The sequence below is a fragment of the Pedobacter sp. AC402 genome, assembly GCF_979252805.1.
On record NZ_CEEDAI010000007.1, the window covers coordinates 475,310 to 493,663 of the forward strand.

Annotated in this window: 17 protein-coding genes; 3 read left to right on the forward strand and 14 right to left on the reverse strand. The window is 38.3% G+C overall.

Going from position 1 to position 18,354, the window contains the following annotated elements:
* Positions 1–18 precede the first annotated feature (18 nt).
* The 3 genes from AC0IWE_RS08870 to spt are packed head-to-tail and all read right to left on the reverse strand — an operon-like array spanning position 19 to position 3,328.
* Entirely contained in the window at positions 19–1,008 is a 990-nt protein-coding gene (locus tag AC0IWE_RS08870; protein WP_471792780.1) for an NAD-dependent epimerase/dehydratase family protein, read from the reverse strand.
* Positions 1,005–2,126, reverse strand: a complete 1,122-nt coding sequence (locus AC0IWE_RS08875; protein ID WP_471792781.1) for a hypothetical protein — start codon at positions 2,124–2,126, stop codon at positions 1,005–1,007. The genes AC0IWE_RS08870 and AC0IWE_RS08875 overlap by 4 nt, the downstream gene beginning before the upstream one ends.
* Positions 2,123–3,328 carry a serine palmitoyltransferase gene (gene spt / locus AC0IWE_RS08880; protein ID WP_471792782.1) on the reverse strand — a complete coding sequence of 402 codons (1,206 nt, stop codon included), beginning with the start codon at positions 3,326–3,328 and terminating at the stop codon, positions 2,123–2,125. Before spt ends, AC0IWE_RS08875 begins: the two co-directional genes overlap by 4 nt.
* A 541-nt stretch (positions 3,329–3,869) precedes the next feature.
* Between spt and AC0IWE_RS08885 the strand changes: the two genes are divergently transcribed.
* On the forward strand, positions 3,870–4,766 hold the full coding sequence (locus AC0IWE_RS08885) for an AraC family transcriptional regulator (RefSeq protein WP_471792783.1): 897 nt from the start codon (positions 3,870–3,872) through the stop codon (positions 4,764–4,766).
* A 227-nt stretch (positions 4,767–4,993) separates the two neighbouring features.
* Here the strand turns inward: AC0IWE_RS08885 and AC0IWE_RS08890 are convergent, their stop codons facing one another.
* Positions 4,994–5,986 (reverse strand): helix-turn-helix domain-containing protein, encoded by a 993-nt coding sequence (locus AC0IWE_RS08890; protein WP_471792784.1) that lies wholly within the window; start codon positions 5,984–5,986, stop codon positions 4,994–4,996.
* Positions 5,987–6,159: 173 nt separating this feature from the next.
* On the opposite strand from AC0IWE_RS08890, the gene AC0IWE_RS08895 reads away from it, so the two are divergent.
* Positions 6,160–6,819 (forward strand): class I SAM-dependent methyltransferase, encoded by a 660-nt coding sequence (locus AC0IWE_RS08895; protein ID WP_055907233.1) that lies wholly within the window; start codon positions 6,160–6,162, stop codon positions 6,817–6,819.
* A gap of 31 nt (positions 6,820–6,850) precedes the next feature.
* On the opposite strand, the gene AC0IWE_RS08900 is transcribed toward AC0IWE_RS08895, so the two are convergent.
* From AC0IWE_RS08900 to AC0IWE_RS08910, 3 genes are read right to left on the reverse strand one after another with little or no spacing between them, the layout of a single operon-like run.
* Positions 6,851–7,123, reverse strand: a complete 273-nt coding sequence (locus tag AC0IWE_RS08900) for a UBP-type zinc finger domain-containing protein (protein ID WP_055907230.1) — start codon at positions 7,121–7,123, stop codon at positions 6,851–6,853.
* A gap of 2 nt (positions 7,124–7,125) precedes the next feature.
* On the reverse strand, positions 7,126–8,370 hold the full coding sequence (locus tag AC0IWE_RS08905) for an NAD(P)/FAD-dependent oxidoreductase (RefSeq protein ID WP_471792785.1): 1,245 nt from the start codon (positions 8,368–8,370) through the stop codon (positions 7,126–7,128).
* Between the two features lie 10 nt (positions 8,371–8,380).
* A complete protein-coding gene (locus AC0IWE_RS08910; protein WP_471792786.1) occupies positions 8,381–8,713 on the reverse strand; it encodes a phosphoribosylpyrophosphate synthetase in 333 nt (110 codons plus the stop codon).
* 241 nt (positions 8,714–8,954) lie between these two features.
* On the opposite strand from AC0IWE_RS08910, the gene AC0IWE_RS08915 reads away from it, so the two are divergent.
* Positions 8,955–9,134: a hypothetical protein gene (locus AC0IWE_RS08915; protein ID WP_055907223.1), complete on the forward strand. Its 180-nt coding sequence runs from the start codon at positions 8,955–8,957 to the stop codon at positions 9,132–9,134.
* A 109-nt stretch (positions 9,135–9,243) separates the two neighbouring features.
* On the opposite strand, the gene AC0IWE_RS08920 is transcribed toward AC0IWE_RS08915, so the two are convergent.
* The 7 genes from AC0IWE_RS08920 to AC0IWE_RS08950 all read right to left on the reverse strand — a co-directional run bounded on the left by AC0IWE_RS08920 (position 9,244) and on the right by AC0IWE_RS08950 (position 18,315).
* Positions 9,244–10,929, reverse strand: coding sequence for a sigma 54-interacting transcriptional regulator (locus tag AC0IWE_RS08920; protein ID WP_471792787.1), 1,686 nt, complete (start codon positions 10,927–10,929; stop codon positions 9,244–9,246).
* 1,651 nt (positions 10,930–12,580) lie between these two features.
* Entirely contained in the window at positions 12,581–13,528 is a 948-nt protein-coding gene (locus tag AC0IWE_RS08925; protein WP_471792788.1) for a D-2-hydroxyacid dehydrogenase family protein, read from the reverse strand.
* A 25-nt stretch (positions 13,529–13,553) separates the two neighbouring features.
* Positions 13,554–14,180 (reverse strand): TMEM175 family protein, encoded by a 627-nt coding sequence (locus AC0IWE_RS08930; protein WP_471792789.1) that lies wholly within the window; start codon positions 14,178–14,180, stop codon positions 13,554–13,556.
* Positions 14,181–14,188: 8 nt separating this feature from the next.
* Complete coding sequence (locus AC0IWE_RS08935) at positions 14,189–14,803, reverse strand: alpha/beta hydrolase (protein WP_471792790.1); 615 nt, start codon at positions 14,801–14,803, stop codon at positions 14,189–14,191.
* A gap of 1 nt (position 14,804) precedes the next feature.
* Positions 14,805–15,110 carry a GNAT family N-acetyltransferase gene (locus AC0IWE_RS08940; RefSeq protein ID WP_055907208.1) on the reverse strand — a complete coding sequence of 102 codons (306 nt, stop codon included), beginning with the start codon at positions 15,108–15,110 and terminating at the stop codon, positions 14,805–14,807.
* A 6-nt stretch (positions 15,111–15,116) separates the two neighbouring features.
* Positions 15,117–16,052, reverse strand: coding sequence for a ring-cleaving dioxygenase (locus AC0IWE_RS08945; protein WP_471792791.1), 936 nt, complete (start codon positions 16,050–16,052; stop codon positions 15,117–15,119).
* A gap of 40 nt (positions 16,053–16,092) precedes the next feature.
* Complete coding sequence (locus tag AC0IWE_RS08950) at positions 16,093–18,315, reverse strand: tetratricopeptide repeat-containing sensor histidine kinase (RefSeq protein ID WP_471792792.1); 2,223 nt, start codon at positions 18,313–18,315, stop codon at positions 16,093–16,095.
* Positions 18,316–18,354 lie beyond the last annotated feature (39 nt).

The following is an 18,354-nucleotide window of genomic DNA, read 5'->3' on the forward strand; positions in this document are numbered from 1 at the left end:
CTATTTTTATTTAAAATCTTATAACCAATTGTTTTTACGGTACCAGTTTATCGTTTCATTAATACCTTGCTCAAGCCCAAATTGAGGTGTAAAGCCAAAGTCTTTCTGGATATTTTTTATGTCGCAACCCCAGTTCAGGGCTGTGAGTTCTTTAATTTTATCTACGTTTAAGGCTGGAATTTTATTAAATATGCTGTATACACGTTCCATAGACCATGCTAAGCCTTTAATAAGTGGCACAGGTACATTTACAGTCAGCGTTTTTTTGCCAAGTGCTTTACTTACATAATTTGCGAGCGATGAGCGGCTATATACAGCTCCATCTGAAATATTGTAGCTTTTGCCAATCACATCAGAGGCCAATGCGTTAATAATGATACTGGCCAGATCTGTTGCATACACAAAACTAAGTTCTTGTTCCTGTTTGCCGATGTAAAGCTCCAGGCCAGCTTTTATGGTTTTAATGAGGATGAAAATATCTTTTTCCCGTGGACCATAAACCGCAGTAGGCCTGAATACAATTAAGGGCAGATTTGGAACCTGAGCCAGGTAAGTTTCTGCAAGTGCCTTGCTGATGCCATAATTGGTTACCGGATGTGATGCACTTTTATCAGTTAACCGTTCGCTTTTTTGATTTAAAGGCCCCAATGCAGCCAAACTGCTGATGAATACAAATTTTTTAATAAGGTGTGTTGCTTTTGAAGCCGCTACAGCAAGGTTTCGGGTATAAATAGCATTTACCTGATTATAATCATCGAGTTTTTTTGCTTTGGTAACCGCAGCAGCATGCACGATATAATCATACTTTTTATCTTCAATATTCTCTTTTAACAGGTATATCGAAGAAAGATCGAGATCTACATAGTTGATCGGAAAATCTTTTAAATGCGTTGCGTTAGCAGATTGGCGAACGTTTGCATAAACTTCCAAATTGTTGGCCAAAGCAGATTTAATCAGGTGATAGCCCACAAATCCCGTTGCTCCTGTTATCAACACGCGCTTTTTCATATCGCTTTTTCCAAAATCCTGTATTTTCGGTACAGTTTGCCACCTATATCTTCAATAGGCTTATTAATCATGTCGTTATGATCCAAAGTCCAGCTGGCTTCAGCATATTTCATGTTTTTGGCCTTAAAATGTTTAATGATACGCCCATACAAGCAGGCTTCGATACCCATTTTACGGTAGCCATCTACCACACCCAGCAATAAAATACGGATGCCGTCTATTTTCTTTTTATTGGCCAATAGTTTAATCAACCCTGTAGGAAATAACCTGCCGCGTTTAATCTTGATTAGGATCTGGTTGATATCAGGTATGGCCAAAGCAAAGCCTACAATTTTACCATGCTGTTCGGCAAGAATACAAAACTCAGGATCAAGGATCATTTTGAGGTCGTTTGCTGTATAATCGAATTCTTTATCCGTCATCGGTACAAAACCCAGGTTTTTATCCCATGCTTTGTTGTACACCTCTCTTACAGCATTACATTCTTCCTTAAATTTCTTCATGTTGATTTTGCGCAACACGATATCATTCCGGAGTAAACGCTCTTCTATCCTATCCAGCAGTTTAACTGATCGTTCACTGTAATTACCTGCAGTGTAACGGTAAGCCCTTAAATCAACATTTTTTTTAAATCCAATCTGTTCCAAAAGCGGCAAATAATACTGCGGATTGTATGGCATCATGGCCACTGGAGGTCCATCGAAACCTTCAATCAATAATCCGCATACCTCATTGGTAGAGAAATTTACCGGTCCTAAAACCTTTGTAAGCCCTTTTTCCAAAAGCCAGTCTTGTGCTGCTTTTAACAGCTGTTGGGCAGCTTCCACATCGTTTATACAGTCGAAAAAGCCAAAAAAACCATCTTGTCCGCCGTAAACCTTATTGTGGTTGGTATTATTTATTGCGGCAATTCTGCCTATTATTTTGCCATCATTGTACAGCAAAAAAAGCTGTATTTCGGAATGTTCGTAAAAAGGGTGTTTGCCTGGGGTAAGCAGATCGCGCTGGGCAATAAAAAGTTCTGGTACGTAATTTACATCGCCCGCATAAAGTTCATGTGGAAAATCGACAAATGCGGCCAATGCTTTTTTACCTGAAACTTTTATAAGTTCTCTCATGATTGGCTTCCTACTAATTCTACGTTAACGGCCTTAAAAGCTGCACTTAATTTTTCTATAGCCGATTCGATCTGATCGAAGCTGTGTGTGGCCATTAAAGAAAACCTGATTAATGATGAATCTGAAGGAACCGCAGGAGAAACCACAGGATTTACAAATACCCCATTCTGTTGCAGGATATTGGTTATCATAAAAGTTTTGATGTTATCGCGGATGTAAACCGGAATAATCGGACTGTTGCTATGCCCGATATCGAAACCAGCTTCGATTAAAAGTTTTTTTGCATACTCGGTATTGGCCCAAAGTTTATCGATGCGCTCTGGCTCCGATTCTATAATATCAAGGGCTGCAATAACACTCGCTACAGCCGATGGAGGCATACTTGCGCTAAACATTAACGATCTGGCGCGGTGTTTAATGTATTCGATAGTTTCGGTACTGCCAGCAATAAAACCGCCTAATGAGGCCAGCGATTTACTGAACGTGCCCATAATCAAATCTATATCTTCGGTAAGGTTGAAATGTGAAGCGGTTCCTGATCCGTTAAAGCCAATTACCCCTAAGCTGTGCGCATCATCCATCATAATATTTGCACCAAATTCATTGGCTATTTCTACCATTTCGGGCAAATTAACCAGGTCACCTTCCATACTGAAAATACCATCTGATACAATCAATTTAGCTGCATCTTCTGGCAAACGGCTTATTTTGCGGCGCAGATCCTGCATATCGTTATGTGCATATTTAATGGTGCGTGCAAAAGCCAAGCGACTCCCATCAATAATTGAAGCATGATCGTATTCATCAAGCAGCAAATAATCGTTACGATCCAACAAACAGGATATTACACCTAAATTTACCTGAAAGCCTGTACTAAAAAGCACAGCAGCCTCTTTACCAACATAATCGGCAAGGCGTTTTTCCAGTTCGAGGTGAATATCAAGTGATCCGTTTAAAAACCTTGAGCCGGCACAACCTGTACCATATTTTTCGATGGCTGCTTTTGCTGCTTCCTTTATTTTGGGATGATTGGTAAGCCCTAAATAAGAGTTTGAACCAAACATCAATACCTTTTTCCCGTCGATTACTACCTCGGTATCCTGAGCAGATTCTATCGACCTGAAATAAGGATATAATCCCTTTTCCTTTATCATAGCTGCATCCTTAAAAGAGGCAATTCTATCTTGTAATTTTTTACGCATACTGAACGCTATTGTTCTTCAGTTTTTTAAAACCCTGTTCTGAAAGTTTGGCCTGCTCCTGTAACTATATGTTGATACCGAAATCAACCCTGTAGATTAAGGTTGCATTAACCATACGATTTGATAACACAATTTTAACGCGGAATTGAAGCGAAAAAAAGGTTCAAATGTGGGATATATTGGTCAAAATGTAGGATTGGCAAAATGTGACATTCAAATGAATTGACCAATTGACAATCTGACTTTTATTATAAAATAGTAAAAAAATAAAAACCAGTCAAAAATTCGTTTAAAACAACATAATATACTGTAATAAAGCACGATACAGAAAAAGTGCTTATTAATCAAAAACTTAAAAATCAATCACGAATTAGTCATTTTAAAAAAAAATACTTGCAAAATTGATCTCGAATATTACATTTGCCATTACAAAATCCGACAGATAAAGGGCAAAATCCATCAAAAAGAAGATGGCTGGAATTGGTGTGTAAAAGATGATCGTATCTGTTAAGAAATTATTAAAAAACCGCTGAACGATTTTATGCAACAACAGTTACTTAATAAAACTTTTTCAGAAATAAACCATGAGGAAGCGCTGTCTTTAAATGATGGATTGATGGCCAAAATCCACAACAGCAACGATCCAAATTATTGCAGTTCTGAACCTTTCCGCGTATCCAGTTATGCCTTGATACTGATCACAAAAGGTAAGCTGAACATTAAGATTAATTTTGTGGATCATATACTCAATCACCGTGATATTTTATTGGTTTTGCCACATTCTGTTTACGAAATTACCGATAATGGCAACGTTTCATTTATCAGCATCCACTTCAATAAAAGTTACTTAAAAAACAAAGGCGTATTCTTTAATAGCGGCGAAACCTATCGAATGTCGCAGGATAGCCAATCGCATAAATTTTCACTATCTAAAGAGGAATATACTTTTATCTATTATGATATGCTGGCATTGCACAAAAAACTTAATGTGCCTAAAGACATGCCGCAGATTCAAAACATTGTACATAACAGCTTTTTGGAGCTTGTTTATGATATATTTCTATTGAAAAACAAGCAGAAAGAGACTTCTCCATTTGTGCATAATAGCCAAACAGAGCTCACAAACCGTTTTTTGGCCTTGGTATCGGAAAATTTTAAGGAGGAAAAACGGGTAATTTTTTATGCAAATTGCCTGCGGATTACGCCAAGACATTTGTCGCAGGTGGTTAAACAGGTTACAGACCGGACAGCAGGAGAAATTATCGACGAAATGGTAATCAGGGAAGCTAAATTACTGTTAACGAGTCATGTTATGAATATTTCAGAAGTTGCCAATGAACTCTGTTTTAGTAATTCTTCGTTTTTTGGCAAGTATTTTAAAAAGCAAACAGGAATCACTCCTTCTGAATATAAAATGACGAATAATATCGCGGTGTAAAAGGAGGGGTTATAACTGTCTGCATTAAGATTAGTTGCACTGAGGACTACGTGGTTGCTTGATAGGCGGAAATGAGGACCGTTTTAGAAAAGCAAAGACTAAAGTAAAAGAACACCCCTTCCTGCGGACACCTCTCTGAAAAAGGGGAATTAATTTAAATTGTATATTTAATTTTTAGATATTGGGTGTAGTATCAATCCATTACAGAGATAACCTTTTATATTGAATTAAGAATGGCAATATTTCCCTGGTGATGTTGCAAATTTCTTTCTGAATGCGTTGCTAAAATGCTGAACAGAGGAATACCCCATTTCAAAAGCAACAGATTTTATCGGCGTACCCTCACTTAATAAAGTTTTTGCAAAATTTAACCTGTAATCGCTTAAGTAACCGAAAATGCTGTTATCAAACAGGCTTTTAAACCCCTGTTTAAGTTTAAATTCATTAATACCACAAATTTTAGCGAGTTCAGCTACTGATGGTGGTTGATCAATATGGTCAATTAAATAATCCCGTGCGTAAAACAAACAATCTCTTTCATATGTGGCCAATAAAGGTTGTTTCATTTTAAATGTGTTTGCTTCAAAAGCATTGGCTTGCAATACAAGCAATTCGATACATTTTGATTCAAGAAACATGAGTTTTAATCCTCCCGAATACTTACAATTTAGTATTTCGGATATACAATTTTGCATTGCCCAAGAAATGGGAAGATTATATTCTGCCAGTTGGGCATAATGACCTGAATCCATATGTTCGGCTAAAACCTGCAGCGTTCTGCAAGAATTTTCAGCGAGCTGCAAAAATTTCTCTTTTGAAAAATGTACTTCAAAAAAACGATAGTTGCTTCCGGTATCATATTCACCGGTGCCATCCAACTCAGGCATATAAATGATGTTCTGCTGATTGGAATTAAAAATATATTTCTGATTGTTAACCTTATTAAATATTGTTCCCTTACCGGATAGTGTAAAGCGCAATTTTATCATATCAGGAACATCATAAGTTGGCCTGAAGTACATATAATGCTGTTTAAAAAGAATGTCGCCATAAACGATATAAATATCTGGTGTATTAATCTGAACGAGCTCTGCATCACTAAATGAAAAACTGTATTTCTCTTTCCGTTCAGTTACCAATTGTTCCTCTACCGGAAAATCATCAAAACTGCCCCCTACCTTTTTCCAGCTCCCGTAATCCTTACCAACATTGATTCCCATAATGACAATTATCATAAAAAAAACGGAACTATTATAAATCGGTTATCAACAATTCTATTTTTTGTAAAAGAAAATCCCTTTTGTGTAAATACATAAAATGGGCATTATCCACCTTTGCCGACTTGTTAAACCGCTGAACGGAAAAAATTCCGGGAGGAGAAAAAAATGTGATTATGGACGAGCAGACAGATATTACAGCAAAAGGCAAACAAATGGCTATTGTTAGCAAAACGGGTGTTAAAGATGTTGAAATTGATACACCGCTGCCTAAAAATAAAATTGTTTTTAAACTTATACATGAACTGGAATTAGAGGCCGACACCAAAGTATTGGAAATTGGTGCTGGTGATGGGGAACATCTTCCTTTTTTATTTCAAAAAATAACCGAAAGTCAATATTACAGTGCTAGCATTTCCGAAATTCAGCTGCAACAGGCATTATCGAGCAATGTATTAACGAATAAAGAAAAGTGGAGACAATTCATCAGGATTGAAGAAAGTGGAAAATTAGGCTTTGAGGATCATTTTTTCAGTTACTGTTTCTCGGTAAACAGCCTTTATTTCTGGAAGAATCCGGTAGAATATTTCAAAGAAATTTATCGGGTTTTAACTCCTGGTGGGAGATTTGACCTGGCTTTTATTGAAAAAAAATTCGGGGGAGATTTGCCATGGACGCAAATGGATTTTACTTTTTATGAAACCGACCAGGTACAGGATTTCTTTTATAAAGCAGGCTTTACAACTTTCGGCTTAAAGAAAATTACTGAAGAAATAACCGATAAACAAGGGAAAATTGTAACGAGACCTGTTTTAATCTTGTCTGGATGCAAATAACAAAAAGCTAAAAATTGATGAATGGCAAAACCTAATATTCTGCCATTTCATCATCTACGAAACAATATAACCATCTTTCTCCAGGTTCTGATGAAATAACAACCGGATGTTTTTCTGCACGGCAATGGTGCGACATGTGCTGCATTGGAGATGAATCGCAGCATAAAGTAACTCCACAGGTTTGGCAGGTGCGAAGGTGTACCCAATCGGTACCCTGTTTTATACATTCTTCACAAACGCGCTCTTTTGCTGTTTTTAAAGCTTTTACGGCCATTATATGGCTGCATATATTTTTGCTTTCCATAATTATAGTTTTGATAAGTATTGATGAACCTGTGTAACGGCCATGGCCCCTTCTCCAACGGCTGATGCTACTCTTTTAACTGAATTAAACCTTACATCGCCAGCGGCAAATGATCCGGGAACACTGGTTTCTAAATGATAAGGTGGTCTGTCTAACGTCCAACACCCCTGATATTGATCGAGATTGATTAAATCATTTCCGGTATACAGGTATCCGTTCCGATCTCTGCAGATTGCGGTTTCGGCGGCCCATTCGGTATTCGGTTTCCCTCCTATACAAATAAACAATTTTGAGGTATCGTGCCAAGTTTCAGTTCCGTTTTGGCTGTTAACAATTTTAATGCGTTGCAAATAATCATCTCCTTCGAGTGCTGTTACCTGCGAATAATACAATACATGAATATTTTTGATAGAAGCTATGCGCTTAATTAAGTATTCAGAGAGGGTTTCTGCAAGATTTCCTTTTCTGATCACCATAAAAACCCGTTTGGCAAAGCCAGAAAAATAAGTGGCTGCCTGCCCTGCCGAATTACCGCCACCAATTATATACAGGTCTTTATCCTGACAGAAAAACGCCTCGCTTGCACCAGCCCCGTAATAAACACCTTTATGAAAAAAGCGGTTTTCATCAGGAAGGTTCAACCTTGCATATTCTACACCTGTGGCACAAATATTCGTTTTAGCAACCAGTTTTTCACCGGAAGCAAAATCAACATGTATTCTGTTATTATAAAATGTGCCTTTAATCCCCTCTTTTAAAAGCAGTATTTCTACACCAAATTTCAGGGCTTGCTGCCTGGCCCTTTCAGCAAGGTTTGCTCCGGAAATACCTTCGGGGAAGCCTAAATAATTTTCGATCAGGGAACTTGTTCCCGCTTGCCCGCCAATAGCTTCGCGTTCAATCAGGATGGTTTTTAAACCTTCTGATGCTGCATAAACCGCAGCACTTAAACCGGCGGGACCTGTTCCATAAATGGAAAGGTCGTATTCTGTATATTTTGGTTGCGTAATCCAGCCGAGGTTGCAGGCAATTTGTGATAAACTGGGGTTGATGATAACTTTGCCATCAGGAAATTCTATAACTGGAAGTTTATCGGGATTATTAAAGGAGGTTATTCCCTGTCCCCAGCCCAAATCGTCATGGGTAATATCAAACCATTCAAAATCGACAACACTGCGTTTTAAAAAATCCCTTATTGGATAAATTTCTGGAGAATCTGGTTTACCGTAGAGCTTCAGTTTATTCATGGATAAAATATTATTCGGTTCTTGTTTTTAATTTGCTGATTATTTCTTCACCACAATTTTCGGATGAAGTTCCGTAACCGTTTACCAGTATTCCTTTGGTTTTGCCATCCACAGAAGATATGGCATATACAATGGCCTCATCCTCCGGGTCTGATTCGCCTTCGAAGCGGTAATGTTTATCAATCAAAAATTGCTCAGGAAATTCTTGCAGTGGATTTTCTCCACCATTGATCTGGCTACTTCTCAGGTTAAAATCCAAAGTATAACCTTGTGCTGCAAGTGCATTGATTACTTCAGAAAGTGAAGTCATTTCTCCAATGTGTTTCAAATTATCGTTGGCCATAATCGTGTACTGTTTTAGGATGACGTGTTTAATTTACCAAAAAACAAACCAACACACAACACATTGCTAAACAAACACTTAAATACATACAACAATTATAAAACTGACGATATAAAGTGAATTTATGATCAGTTTCAGGAAATGTGTTTTACAGTAATTAAGACAATTAAAAATTGAGTTTTTTGATGCAAAAAAATTAGCTTTAAACTATTTTAAATGGCTATCTTTAAATAAAAAAGCCATGATTATAGACCCAAATAAAGAAGAACTTTCTGACGATAAGGAAGATGCATTAACAAGTGAAGAAGATGCCTTAAATCAAAGCACGGTAATAAGTGATGAGATGGCTGGCGAACACGATGCTGATTTACTCGATCAAGCTGATAAAGCTTCAAGATCATCTTACGAATTGGATATTTAAGCCAATTGTAACTTAAAAAATTAATGGCGATATCTTTAATTACAAGGTATCGCCATTTTTTATCAAGACTTTTTAAATAGCCGGCGCAAATGCTTTTGCATTACAGTGATTAATAAATGTGTTTTTTAGCTAAACCAAGTCTTTTAATTTTCGAATTAAGTGTTGTTGCAGGAACACCCAATAATTTTGCTGCGCCATTTTTACCAGAGATTTTTCCGTTGCACAATTCTAAAACAGCAAAAATGTGATCGCGTTCATTTTCAAAAATGGTTTTAACTCCGGCAACAACAGATTTGGATTTTTCTGTGCTGGCAGGAATTTCGACATCTTTAATTAAAGCTCCTTGCGCCATTACTACCTGCCTTTCTATCAGGTGCTCCAACTCTCTAACATTACCAGGCCAGCTGTAGGCCATCATTGTTGAAATTGCTTTTTTTGATAATCCCTGGAGCTTTTTATTTGATTTTATTGCAAATTTATCCAGGAAATAAGACGCGAGTACCGGAATATCAGATTTTCTATCTCTAAGCGGAGGCAGCGAAACAAGAAAAACATTTAATCTGTAAAATAAATCACGTCTAAACCTTCCTGCTTCTACTTCTGCTAAAAGATTTCTGTTGGTTGCTGATATAATGCGTACATCAGTCGGAATGGTTGTTTTGCCACCTACACGTTCTATTTCTTTTTCCTGTAAAACCCGAAGGAGTTTTACTTGTAAATCGAGCGGTAATTCTCCTACTTCATCCAAAAATATGGTGCCTTTGTGGGCCTGTTCAAATTTACCTATTCTTTTTTCTGTGGCACCGGTAAAACTTCCTTTCTCGTGGCCAAAAAGTTCTGATTCTATTAAATTTGGCGGAATGGCGGCACAGTTCACCTTAACCATTTCTTTTTCTCTTCGTTGTGATCCATTGTGAATAGCCTTTGCAATCAGTTCTTTTCCGGTTCCTGTTTCACCTAAAATTAATACGGTTGTTTCTGAGGAAGAGATCCTGTTGAGTAATTTGTAAACTTCTTGCATTTCTGCACTGGTGCCTACAATTTCGGTGCTCGTAAAGGTTTCCACATCGTTTTCGGGTGTAAAAACTAAAAATTGGGCCAGTTGTGTATTTAATCTTTCAATTTCGTCTTCTAAATTTTTAATTTTTGCTTCGGCAAGCAATATTCCTGGAACATCTGTAACCTGAGTTTTGTGAACTGTTTCAAGATTAAAATCCAAAGTATTCCGTTTTTCCATTACGGCCAATAAGCCTGCAATAAAATCGGCTATGTTACAACAAAAAGTTAAGCCTTCTGCACTTAATTCTCGGTTATTGTTGTGTAGCTCGAAAGTGCCCCATATGCGTCCGTTATTTTCTAATGGAATATAACAATGAAAATGGTACTCTGTAGCATGATTGATTAAGCAATGGTTTTCGCCAAAATCAGCAATCCAATCTAGCCGAGATTTAAGCACAGGAAAATCAAAATCCGAAATTTCTTTTGTAATGAGCGAAAGACTGATGGGATCGGATATGATTTCGGTACAGGATACCTGGCCGGAAATAGCCTCGGTGAGGTAAGCACGCGTAATGTGATCTATGTTTTCATTATACAATACCAATGCAGCACAATCAATCGAAAACAAGGGGTTCAACTTAGAAAACACGCCTTGAAACAGTTCACTTAAACTAAAATTCTTTTCAAGTTCAGCAATCGTTTCAGCCCTTTGTTTAAAATAAGTGTTTGCAATATGCTGAGCATCGTTTTCATCAACATTTGTAGTAGAGCGATAATCTGATTCTTGCTTTCTCATTCTTTTCAAAATTGATTTTCCCAAATACCTAAAGGAATTGGGTTGACTAAATATTACATCAATCACCATCTTGGACCAAATGCTGCATTTTTAGACATTACAGCATATTGAATACAGATTCAATAGGGATTTTTTGCTGTGATTATTTATTCCGCGAATTCAAAGAACATGCCAAAGGAAGAAATGTGCCTTGTAAGGCTAAAGGATGATCTATTTACCTTAAATGGCTCACGATATTTCGCTAAAAAGCGACTTTGGAGACGAAATAAAGTAAGGAGGTTTCTAGTATTAAATGATTTAGAGTATGATTGAATGTTAATCTGAAGTTTCTTTATCATTACCCATTAAAACGGCTGTTCAGGTTAGTAAAGTTGGTTTCCAAAATGTGGAATTAACTGCAATGACAGATTTAACACATTCCCTACATGATGCTATTTGAACCTTGCTATCCGGCATAGGAAATGATGGAAGGAGAAAGCGTTAAAGCTTTATCGTTACCTTTCCTTCCATCGTTGCATTGAGGCAGAACACACTTTCCGCCCCCTTCGGCGGAACTTGTGCTGACGACCAAAAAGCTTTAACGAATTTATCCGACATCAGTTCCAAGCCTTTCAGTTATGCCTTATTGTTTGTTGTTTTTATAGGTAGTCATGCTTTCGCTGCGCTCAGGTTGGTTACCTTTTTATCAAGAAAAAGGTAAGAGCCCTTCGGTGGCGGTGAACCGAGGCAAACCCGAGCGGAGCGAAAAACATAGCGACCGCATTACGGTTCCCGCATGCGCGGGAATGACGACCGTATTAAAAACTTACTGCACCTCCGAGATGCGCTTTGCTATTTCCTCCTTGCTATCCGGCATAGGAAATGATGGAAGGAGAAAACGTTAAAGCTTTATCATTACCTTTCCTTCCATCGTTGCATTAAGGCAGCACACACTTTCCGCCCCCTTCGGCGGAACTTGTGCTGACGACCAAAAAGCTTTAACGAATTTATCCGACATCAGTTCCAAGCCTTTCAGTTATGCCTTATTGTTTGTTGTTTTTATAGGTAGTCATGCTTTCGCTGCGCTCAGGTTTGTTACTTTTGGGCCAAGCCAAAAGTAAGAGCCCTTCGGTGGCGGCGAACCGAGGCAAGCCCGAGCGGAGCGAAAACATTAGGATTAATCCATGAATGACGGATTTAACGCATTCCCTCAACGTTTTAAACACAGCAAGAAAGGTGCTGAAATAAATCCGATAGCAATCGGATCAGCATGACGATCGCCTTAGACATACCGGCCAACATATCAGTAAAACATAGCGACCGCATTACGATTCCCGCATGCGCGAGAATGACGACCGTGTTATAAATACCATTAAAAAAATTGCTTCAGCTCGCTCTCCCCCAGCTTCGCAATGACGAATTTAACGCATTCCCTCAACGTTTTAAACACAGCAAGAAAGGTGCTGAAATAAATCCGATAGCAATTGGATCAGTATGACGATCGCCTTAGGCATAGCGGCCAACATATCAGTAAAACATAGCTACCGCATTACGATTCCCGCATGAGCGGGAATAACGTCCTTATAGAATATAAAAGCAAAGGCTACAACAAAAGAACACCCCGTCCTGCGGACACCCCTCTGAAAGAGGGGAATTAATTCAAATACTAAATTTAATTTTTTGAATGTTGCGGCAGCCATTCCTCCAGAACTTTTACAATATCGTTAAAGAAAAGCTGATAGGTATCTTGCGTAACAAAGCCAATATGCGGTGTTGCCAGCACATTTTTTAATGTTCTAAAAGGATGATCGGCATCTAGTGGTTCTTTATCAAAAACATCTAAAGCTGCTCCGGCAATCTTATTTTCCTGCAAACATTTAATTAATGCATTTTCATCAACCAAAGGTCCTCTTGAAGTATTAATCAGGTAGGCCGTTGTTTTCATTAAAGCCAAATCATCAGCACCAACAATTCCTTTGCTCCTATCGCTTAATACCATATGCACGGTTAAATAATCCGATTCCTCAAATAGCGTTTTCTTATCAACATACCTTGCCCCACCTGCTTCTGCCTTTTCGGTGGTTAGGTTTTCGCTCCAGGCAATTACATCCATCTCAAAAACTTTGGCTACTGCTGCAACCTGTGCACCAAGATTACCAAGGCCCAAAATACCCAGGGTTTTACCTTTTAAATCGTTCCCTACCATATGCTGCCATCCGCCGGCACGGAGATTGGCATTTTCTTGCGGAATATGTTTGGCAATAGCCATCAACAAAGCCCAGGTGAGCTCTAGTGCGCCATGACCTAAATAACCTGTATTTCGCACTTCAATTTGCAGTTTTTCTGCGGCCACAAGGTCGATAGATCGATTTCTGGCACCTGTGGATACTATCAATTTCAGGTTGGGCAATTGCATCAACAGGCTTGCGGTTAAAGGAGTACGCTCACGCATTACGCAAATGATATCAAAAGGCATTAAACGATTTACAATTTCATTTTCCTGGTGCAAATGGTCGGTAAATATTTTAATATCGGCATATTCGCTAAGTACGGTCCAATCGGCATATGATTTTGCCACATCCTGATAATCATCAAGTATGGCAATTTTATATTTTTGCATATTTTATGAATTTAAAGCTCTCTAACTACAGGGGTTGTGTTTCGGTAAAGTTAATTTTCTTTGATGATGCTGCCCAGAATATCCAAAGCAGAATACAGATGAGCAGCGCAAAATTGGGATAAAAGAATGAGAGCAAAAATGCGAGTAAATATGTGGGGAAGCCATAGCGATAGTTATTTCTGAGTTGCCTGATGGCAGCGTTGCTTATCCCTGGGCGCAATATTTTTTTATCAGCAGTGGCCTGTTGCCATAGCAGGTTAAATGCAAGGTTAATTAAAACAAACAAGCCGGTGTAGATGGTTACTGAAAGCTGTTTGGAATCTGTTAAAAAAAACCTGGCCAATAAGGCGCTGGGAAAAGAAACAAGCGAAACCAGGAACAAAATGAGCCCGTTAGCAAACATCAGCCCTGTGTTTCGTTTGTATATCTGTTTAAAAACCTTGTGGTGATTAACCCAAATAATAAAAATGCTAAAGAAAGAGATGATAAAAGCAATGTAACCGGGCCACTGGAGCCTTAGTTCTTCAAATAAATGAAGGGCAGTATTGCCTTCTTTTAGTGCAGGCACATGCAATTCGAGCACCAAAAGGGTTACTGAAATGGCAAAAACACCATCACTAAAGGCTTCTATTCTTTCTGTTTCCTTTTCCATTCGCTTTACTAATCTTTAAAAATCAGCTTATTTACCTGTTCAATTTCCGAATGGCTGATGGTATGACCCATGTTTTCGTAAATAATTTCGGTTACCTGTGCACCCATACTTTCGAGTAAAGTTGTTGATTCTTTTACCCTTGATACAGGCACATGCATATCAGGATCACTGCTGCCAATAAAAATGGGTGTGCCATCGAAATTACCATGATAATTGCGGTGATCTACCTGCTCGCCGATAAGTCCACCTGTAAAAGCCACCACACCACCATAGCGGGCAGCATTGGCTGCAACAAAATCAAGCGTTAAACAGGCACCCTGTGAAAAACCTAAAAAGTAAATCTGTTCTTTTGAAAAACCTTCATCTTCGAGATAAAGGACAGTATCTTTTAAGGTTTGTAGTGCCTTGCCTAGCGATGGCTCATTGGCTGTTCGTGGTGCAAGGAACGACTGTGGGTACCAGGTATTATTTTCTGCTTGCGGGGCTACGAGTGCAAATTTAGACACATTAAGGTATTCGGACATTGATAATATATCCTGCGCAGTACCGCCGCGACCATGAATCATGATCAGCACTTTTTCTGCCTGATTAAAGTTTTTACCGGCTTTTATAAGTTCTTTCATTTTATTCTTCTTCGTTTGTTTTATTCCAGATATCTGCATACAACGCTTCATGCCGTTTAAACTGAACATGCACGTAAGGACACATTGGAATAACCATTAATTTATTTTCGCGTACATAAGCTACCATTGCATCGAGCAACATTTTGGCATAACCTTTTCCTTCTTTTGCAGGTTCTACTTCGGTGTGGTAAACGGTTAGGTCTGCATCTTTGATATCAAAAATCATTTCGCCAACTTTTCCGTCTTCATCGTAGATATCGAATGAACTTGGTTCGCCTTCCTGGATATTTAATTTTACTTGTGCCATAACTTTCTAAATTAATTTTGGAAGTAATTTATCTAAATCTTCGCGTAAATGCTCATGCTGATGTGGTAATTTTAAATGTGTTCCCAATTCATTAAGCGGTTCATCAACAGTAAAGCCAGGATTTTCGGTCGCAATTTCGAAAAGCACGCCTCCCGGCTCACGGAAATACAGTGAATAGAAATAATCGCGATCGATTTTAGGGGTAATCTGCAGGTTTTTACTTAGTATCTGCTCCCTTAATTCCATTTGAATATCTTCGTTTTTAACGCGGAATGCAACGTGGTGATTTGTACCTGCTGCATTTCTGCCTCTATGACCAGCGGGCACTTCTAAAAGGTCTACAATTGCTGCATTTTCTACTGTATCGGTAATAAAACGGTAGCGGTTTTCTTCCTGTCCTAGTAATCGGTAACCAAATAAATCGGTTAAAATTTTTGCCGTTTGATCGATACTTTGCAAAGTTAGCGTGGTACTGTGAAAGCCTTTGGTAGCAGTATCTTTCTTTATTTCAGCAGTTTCCCATGGATTTCTAACATCTGCATTTTTGGGTACAATTAAACTTAATGATAAACCATCAGGATCTTTAAAAGCCAGTACCTGTTCACCAAAACGCTCTATAATTTCTTTGGTTTTAACATTTGCCGCACCAAATCTTTCGAGCCAAAACTGGTGACTGCCATCAGGTACTGAGTAACCAATTTCTGTCGCCATACCAACACCTTCGGTACCCGGGCCTATTCCATCCCATGGAAAAAAAGTAAGAATGGTACCTGCTGAGCCGGTTTCATCGCCATAATATAAATGGTAAGTACCAGGATCATCAAAATTTACGGTTTTTTTAACCAACCTTAAACCCATTGTTTTGGTATAAAAATCGAAGTTTTGTTGCGCATTGCCCGCTATCGCTGTGATGTGGTGCAAGCCTAAAATATTGTTGTTCATATTGTTAAATTTATTTTATTGATTGACTATTTATTTATGGTTATCTGGTGTTTTCTACTAACAATTCATTGTGGCGCAAAAAAGAAACCTTTAAGGTTAAACCGTTATCATTCCACATTTCTATTTTACCGTTTAGCTGATCGGTAAGCCCCGTCATTAAACTCATGCCCAACGATTCGCTATCATCGGCATCAAAATTCAGGGGCAAACCTACTCCATCATCATAAATACTGAGTATGCAGGTTCCATCGTCTTTTGCTTTAAAAGTTATTTTCACATTTCCCTTTCTTCCGGCAGGAAAAGCATATTTAATTGCGTTACTAATCGCCTCATTTAAAATCAATCCTAGCGGAACTGCCTGTGCCACATCTAACTTAATGGCTTCTGTATCTAAAACAAACTGAATTCTTTTTTCGGTTCCGAAGCATTCGATCATATATTCTACCAGTTCTTTAATGTACCACTTCATGTCTATTTCTGCCAGATTATCAGACTGATACAGTTTTTGATGAATGAGCGACATGGCGTGCATCCGGTTTTGGCTATTCCTTATGGCAACCAGTGCATCTTCATTATCGAGATAAGCGGATTGTGTATTGAGCAGACTGATTACTATTTGAAGGTTGTTTTTTACCCGATGGTGAATTTCGCGCAGCAGCCATTCTTTTTCTCCGAGTATTTTTCGCAGCAGCTCGTTTTGTGTGTTAATTTCTTCCTGCTTTTGCTCTAAAATAAGATTACTCCGTTTTTTTAAACGGTAACGGTTATAAATGAGGCCAACAAACAGTGCTGCTATAATTAAGCCACCGATAAAAAAATACCTTGCCCGTTCCTCATTACCGATACGCGACTGTTGCAACTGATTTTTTTGATGAAGCAGCGCAATATCCTTGTCTTTTTTCTCTGTTTGATATTCAATTTCCAATCCTGAAATCTGTTTGTTTTTATCATTGTTCCAGATGGAATCTGTTAACCTTTTATAGGTTTTATAATGCGCCACAGCAGACCATGGTTTATTTAAAGCAGAATCTACATCATACCAAAGCCTGTGCAACTGTGAGAGTGCGAGTAAGTTTTTTTGCTGTATACTTTGTTTTTCGTGTTCTTTTAAATAGCTATCGGCAGCTATAAATTGCTTATCATGAATCAGTTTCCTGATAATACTCCGGTATAAATAAATCTGGTTCGGATCATCTTTCGGTAGTTCATGGTGAAATTTAATTAAGGTTTTAAAATAGGGTTCTGCCTTCGCATACTGTGCTATATCATAATAGGTATTGAATAAAATGTAGGGAATGCGCAGCTTCATCTGTGTATCTGTTGGCGGATATTTTTTTATCAGTTCTTTCAGTGCTGCAATTCCTTCTTCAAACCTTTTCATCCTGACATAAATTGTGGCCACATTGGCAATGATGGTTTGCATATAACCGGGATCTTTGTATCGCTCAGCAATATTTTTTGCTTTTAACCAATAATCAAGGGCTTTTTGATCGTTCCTGAGGTAATAATAGGTTAAACCTAAATGGTTATTTATTGAACTCCTTTGCAAACTTGTATCGGCCAGTTGATCGGCAGTTTTTTCGGCCAGTAAACCATACTTTAGGGATTCTGAAAAGTTACCCAAACTGATATTGGTAATACACATGTTATTGTAAACCCCTTGCAGTTCTTTAAAACCAACAGTTTTATAAACGGCAAGCGAAGTGTCCATCAGCTTTATGGCATAGGCTGGCTGACCTTTTATATTGTAATAATCGCCCAGGTTTTTAAGCGAATTACCTTCTTCTAACTTATTTTCTGCAAGGCGGTATAATTTCAGCGATTTCTCATTGTAAGCGATTTTTTTGTCCAGATCTGCCCCTTCGTTACCATACAGATTACCCATGGCAGAATATGCCTCTGCCAATTGATCTTTCAGGTTTAACTTTGAGGTGTAAGCAATTGCCTGTTCATATATTTTTGTTGCCAAAGTTTTATTACCCGATTCACGTAAAATATTGCCTTTAAGCACCAAGCTTTTGGCAATGCCTTTAGGATATTCGATTTTGCCTGCAAGCGAAAAAGCCTGTTCACGGAGTTGCATCGCCTTAGCGAGGTCGGTTTTTAATTCGCCGGGTAAATTGAGGTAATAAGTACCCAAATCGATCCATAAATCTACTTTACTTTCTGTTTGGCCAAGCCTGCGGAGTTTAATTTCTGCAGTTTCTACTTCTTTTGCGGTTCTAATGCCCTGCCCTTTTGCAAGGGCAGGGCTGATTAGCATTAAAGTAATTAACCAAAACCTATGGCTGCAAAAATGGTG

Coding starts and splice junctions, on each gene's coding strand:
- AC0IWE_RS08885 (WP_471792783.1), top strand. CDS start 3,870: ATGCAACAACAGTTACTTAATAAAACTTTTTCAGAAATAAACCATGAG.
- AC0IWE_RS08895 (WP_055907233.1), top strand. CDS start 6,160: ATGGACGAGCAGACAGATATTACAGCAAAAGGCAAACAAATGGCTATT.
- AC0IWE_RS08890 (WP_471792784.1), bottom strand. CDS start 5,986: ATGGGAATCAATGTTGGTAAGGATTACGGGAGCTGGAAAAAGGTAGGG.
- AC0IWE_RS08950 (WP_471792792.1), bottom strand. CDS start 18,315: ATGCTAATCAGCCCTGCCCTTGCAAAAGGGCAGGGCATTAGAACCGCA.
- AC0IWE_RS08910 (WP_471792786.1), bottom strand. CDS start 8,713: ATGGCCAACGATAATTTGAAACACATTGGAGAAATGACTTCACTTTCT.
- AC0IWE_RS08940 (WP_055907208.1), bottom strand. CDS start 15,110: ATGGCACAAGTAAAATTAAATATCCAGGAAGGCGAACCAAGTTCATTC.
- AC0IWE_RS08935 (WP_471792790.1), bottom strand. CDS start 14,803: ATGAAAGAACTTATAAAAGCCGGTAAAAACTTTAATCAGGCAGAAAAA.
- spt (WP_471792782.1), bottom strand. CDS start 3,328: ATGCGTAAAAAATTACAAGATAGAATTGCCTCTTTTAAGGATGCAGCT.
- AC0IWE_RS08915 (WP_055907223.1), top strand. CDS start 8,955: ATGATTATAGACCCAAATAAAGAAGAACTTTCTGACGATAAGGAAGAT.
- AC0IWE_RS08920 (WP_471792787.1), bottom strand. CDS start 10,929: ATGAGAAAGCAAGAATCAGATTATCGCTCTACTACAAATGTTGATGAA.
- AC0IWE_RS08870 (WP_471792780.1), bottom strand. CDS start 1,008: ATGAAAAAGCGCGTGTTGATAACAGGAGCAACGGGATTTGTGGGCTAT.
- AC0IWE_RS08875 (WP_471792781.1), bottom strand. CDS start 2,126: ATGAGAGAACTTATAAAAGTTTCAGGTAAAAAAGCATTGGCCGCATTT.
- AC0IWE_RS08900 (WP_055907230.1), bottom strand. CDS start 7,123: ATGGAAAGCAAAAATATATGCAGCCATATAATGGCCGTAAAAGCTTTA.
- AC0IWE_RS08905 (WP_471792785.1), bottom strand. CDS start 8,370: ATGAATAAACTGAAGCTCTACGGTAAACCAGATTCTCCAGAAATTTAT.
- AC0IWE_RS08945 (WP_471792791.1), bottom strand. CDS start 16,052: ATGAACAACAATATTTTAGGCTTGCACCACATCACAGCGATAGCGGGC.
- AC0IWE_RS08930 (WP_471792789.1), bottom strand. CDS start 14,180: ATGGAAAAGGAAACAGAAAGAATAGAAGCCTTTAGTGATGGTGTTTTT.
- AC0IWE_RS08925 (WP_471792788.1), bottom strand. CDS start 13,528: ATGCAAAAATATAAAATTGCCATACTTGATGATTATCAGGATGTGGCA.